Source organism: Photorhabdus kleinii, assembly GCF_025384885.1.
In the GTDB taxonomy this organism is placed as follows: Bacteria; Pseudomonadota; Gammaproteobacteria; order Enterobacterales; family Enterobacteriaceae; genus Photorhabdus; species Photorhabdus kayaii.
In genome coordinates this window covers 1-4990 of record NZ_JAJAFY010000099.1, presented here as the reverse complement: position 1 = coordinate 4990, position 4990 = coordinate 1, and the positions used below count along the sequence as shown (strand labels likewise).

The window sequence follows — 4990 nt, the reverse complement described above, 5'->3', positions numbered from 1 at the left end:
GGTTTCCGCATTGAACCGGGGGAAATTGAAGCCCGGCTGGCAGAATACCCGTCGGTGCGTGGATCGGCGGTACTGGCACAGGGTGATGGATCGGAGAAGCGACTGGTAGCGTATGTGGTGGCAGACGCCGCGGAGGGGCTGGTGAATAGCCTGCGGGTGTACCTGAGTGCGGTTTTACCGGATTATATGGTACCGGCGGCGTTTGTCCGTCTGGACGGCTTCCCGTTGACATCGAATGGCAAGCTGGACAGACGGGCATTGCCGGCACCGGACAGAGAAGCGTTTGCCCGCCAACGTTATGAGGCGCCGCAGGGAGCAACCGAAACGGTGTTGGCGGCAATTTGGTGTGAACTGCTGGGGATTGAGCAAATCAGCCGGCATGACAATTTCTTCACGTTGGGCGGCCATTCCCTGCTGGCGGTGCGGATGATGGAACGCCTGCGTCAGTCGGGATGGGCGCTGGCGGTGCGCGACCTGTTTCAAACCCCGGTGTTATCCAGTCTGGCGCAGAGACTGGGGCAGAACCAGGCCGTGCCGGTGCCTGCCAATGTGATTACCCCCGATACAACAACGCTCACGCCGACGATGTTGCCGCTGATAGATCTGACTCAAGCTGACATTGATCGTATTGTCGGGCAAGTGCCGGGCGGGATGAGCAATATTCAGGATATTTATGCCCTGTCGCCCTTGCAGGAGGGGATTTTATTCCACCACTTACTGGCAAGCGAGGGAGATCCGTACTTGTTGACCGGTCTGATGGTTTTTGCGGACCGGGCTTTGTTGGACCGGTATTTGGCGGCCATGCAGCAGGTGGTTAATCGCCATGATATTCTGCGGACCGCCTTTGTCTGGCAGGGGCTGTCTGTGCCGGCGCAGGTGGTCTGGCGTCAGGCCACTTTATCCGTCACAGAACTGACGTTAGATTCGGCAGAAGGGCCGGTCAGTGAGCAGTTAAGTTGGCGTTTTGATCTCCGACATTATCGTCTTAACTTAAGCAATGCTCCGTTACTGCAATTTGTTATTGCCCGGGAAACGGATGGCCGTTGGTGCTTACTGGAATTGCAGCACCACCTGATTGGCGACCATACAACACAGGAAGTGATGTACCATGAAGTCCGGATGTATCTGACGGGGCAGGAGGAAACGTTGCCGACATCGGTGCCGTTCCGCAATCTGGTTGCACAGACCCGATTGGGGGTAAGCCAGGAAGCGCACACCCGTTTCTTTACGGAAATGTTGGCGGATGTGGTGGAGCCAACATTACCGTTCGGCTTGGCGGAGGTCCATCGTGACGGCTCGCAGGTGACAGAATACCACCGGATGTTATCCGCTGAGCTGAATAGCCGTTTGCGCCGTCAGGCCCGGCAGTTAGGAGTCAGTCTGGCGGCGTTATGCCATCTGGCCTGGGCGCAGGTGTTGTCCCGGACCAGTAGTCAGGAAAACGTGGTGTTCGGTACCGTATTGTTCGGACGTATGGCGGCGGGAGCCGGGGCGGACAGCGGGCTGGGGTTGTTTATTAATACCTTACCGCTGCGGTTAGATATGGATGATACGCTGGTACGGGAAAGTGTACAGCAGACCCATACCCGGCTGGCCGGATTATTGGCGCATGAGCATGCGTCACTGGCGCTGGCCCAGCAATGCAGTGGCATTGACAACGCGATCCCCCTTTTCAGTGCCCTGCTGAACTACCGGCATAATGATGTGTCGGCCATATCCCGTGAACTGATAAGCGGGGTTGAGTTTGTTGGCGGGCAGGAGCGGACTAACTACCCCTTTGCGCTGTCTGTGGAGGATTTTGGTGGATCGCTGGGGCTGACGGCGCAGACGGTTCAGCCATTTATGCCAGAGCAGATATGCGGATATATGCAGCAGGCACTGGAGAGTCTGGCGGAAGCGCTGGAGCACACCCCGGATATGCCGGTACGAGCATTGGAAATCTTGCCGGAAGCGGAACGCACGCTGTTATTAAAAACCCGGAACGTAACGGAAGCGCCGTATTCTGAGACGTTGTGTCTCCATCAATTATTTGAACAGCAGGCAGAGAAAACCCCAGACGCGACCGCCTTGGTGTACGCAGACCAGACCCTCAGCTATGCCGAACTCAATGCCCGTGCCAACCGACTGGCCCACCAATTGATTGCCCTGAAGGTAGCGCCAGATCAGTTAGTGGCGATTTGTGTATCACGCTCACCGGCCATGGTGGTGGGAATGTTGGCCATATTGAAAGCCGGCGGGGCTTATGTGCCGTTGGATCCGACTTATCCCGGTGAGCGTCTAGCATATACTCTCACCGATACCGCCCCGGCTATTGTGCTGATGGATAATATCGGACGGGCAGCCTTAGGGGAGGAGGAATTAACAGGACGGACAGTGCTTGACCCAAATACGCTGTTTGACTGGCCGGACAGCAATCCGCAGATAGCCACATTGACATCACGGCATCTGGCCTATGTGATTTACACTTCCGGCTCGACCGGTACGCCGAAAGGGGTGATGGTCGAACATCGTGGCTTATGCAGTGTGATTAGTACTCAACAAGAGAGACTGGCTATCACGCCGGATAGCCGAATGTTGCAGTTTGCTTCAAACAGTTTCGATGCCTGCATTTGGGAATGCTGTCTGACGTTATTGGCTGGTGCCACGCTCTATTTGCCCCAGTCTGCCGATATTCTGCCTGGCGCAGCACTTGCCCGTTATCTTGCTGATAACGGGATTAGCCATATTCTTTTTTTACCCCCCAGTGTGCTGATGGTAATGAATGAACTTCCTGACACAGTAAAAATCTTGCTGGTAGCCGGAGAAGCGTGTTCAGCCACGCTGGTTAAACGCTGGGCTGAGGGCAGACAGATGTTCAATGCCTATGGCCCAACAGAAACCACGATTTGTGCGACTCTCTATGCTTGCAATAGCCGGGATGAAAATGCGCCACCGATTGGTCAACCTGTTGCCAATACCCGGATTTATCTCCTCGATGCTTACGGCCAGCCGGTTCCACTCGGTGTGACGGGAGAGATCTATATTGGTGGTGTGGGTGTAGCACGAGGTTATCTGAACCGGCCTGAACTGACGGCAGAATGTTTCTTGCCTGACCCATTCAGTGACAAACCCCATGCACGGATGTACCGCACTGGGGATTTGGCGCGTTACCGGCCGGACGGCAACCTGGAATTTCTGGGCCGCAATGACCAGCAGGTGAAAATTCGTGGCTTCCGTATTGAACCGGGAGAGATTGAAAGCTGGCTGGTAGAACACCCGGCAGTACGTGAATCGGTGGTACTAGCGCTAGAGGAAGGGCAGGATAAGCGACTGGTTGCTTATGTGGTAGCAGGCGCGGAGGAGGGGCTGGTGAGTAGCCTGCGGGAACATCTGAGTGCCCGGTTACCGGATTATATGGTGCCGGCGGCGTTTGTGCGTCTGGACAGCTTCCCGCTGTCACCGAATGGCAAACTGGACCGCAAGGCACTGCCGGCACCGGATAGCGAAGCATTTGCCCGTCAACATTATGAGGCGCCGCAGGGGGAAACCGAAATGGCATTGGCGGCCATTTGGTGTGAGTTGCTGGGGATTGAGCAAATCAGCCGACACGATAATTTCTTCACGCTGGGCGGGCATTCCTTGCTGGCGGTGCGGATGATTGAATATTTGCGCCATCTGGGGCTTAAACTGGCGGTGCGTGACCTGTTTCAGACGCCAGTGTTATCCGATCTGGTTCAGACGTTGGGACAGCACCAGGCTGTGTCGATACCCGCCAATGTGATTACCCCCGATACGACGGTTCTCACCCCAGCAATGTTGCCTCTGATAGAGCTGACTCAGGCTGATATTGACTGTATCGCCGGGCAAGTACCGGGTGGGCTGGTCAATATTCAGGACATTTATGCCCTGTCGCCCTTGCAGGAGGGAATTTTATTCCACCACTTACTGGCAAGCGAGGGAGATCCGTACCTGTTGACCGATCAGATGATTTTTGCAGACCGGGCTTTGTTGGACCGGTATTTGGCGGCCATGCAGCAGGTGATTAATCGCCATGATATTCTGCGGACTGCCTTTGTCTGGCAGGAGCTGTCTGTGCCGGCGCAGGTGGTCTGGCGTCAGGCCACTTTATCCGTCACTGAACTGACATTAGATCCGGCGAAAGGGCCGGTCAGTGGACAGTTAAGCCGACGTTTTGATCCCCGCTATTTTCGTCTTAACTTAAGCAATGCCCCGTTACTGCAATTTGTTATTGCCCGGGAAACGGATGGCCGTTGGGCAGTAGTGCAATTACTGCATCACCTGATTGGCGACCATACCACGCTGGAAGTGCTGCATCGTGAAGTCCGGGCGTATCTGACGGGGCAGACGGAAACGCTGCCGGCACCAGTACCGTTCCGCAATCTGGTTGCCCAGGCCCGGTTGGGGGTAAGCCAGGAAGCGCACACCCGTTTCTTCACGGAAATGCTGGCGGATGTGGTGGAACCGACACTGCCGTTCGGCTTGGCGGAGGTCCATCGTGACGGCTCACAGGTGACGGAATACCACCGGATGTTATCCGCTGAGCTGAATAACCGTTTGCGCCGTCAGGCGCAGCAGTTAGGGGTTAGTCTGGCGGCGTTGTGCCATCTGGGGCAGTGTACAACAGGCCCATACCCGGCTGGCCGGATTATTGGCGCATGAGCATGCGTCACTGGCGCTGGCTCAACGATGCAGCGGCATTAACAACGAGACCCCGCTTTTCAGTGCCCTGCTGAACTACCGGCATAATGATGTGTCGGCCATCTCCGGTGAACTGATAAGCGGGATTGAAGTTGTTGGCGGGCAGGAGCGGACTAACTACCCCTTTGTACTGTCGGTTGAGGATTTTGGTGGTTCGCTGGGGCTGACAGCACAGACGGTTCAGCCGTTTGCGCCGGAGCGGGTATGCGATTATATGCAGCAGGCACTGGAGAGTCTGGCGGAAGCGCTGGAGCACACCCCGGACAGGCCGGTACGGACATTGGACATCCTG

General features: G+C 56.1%; 1 pseudogene. It reads left to right on the top strand.

Features of this window, described 5'->3' with window-relative positions:
• Window positions 1–4990 (top strand): annotated as a pseudogene (locus tag LG003_RS22490) (amino acid adenylation domain-containing protein); the annotation flags it as partial.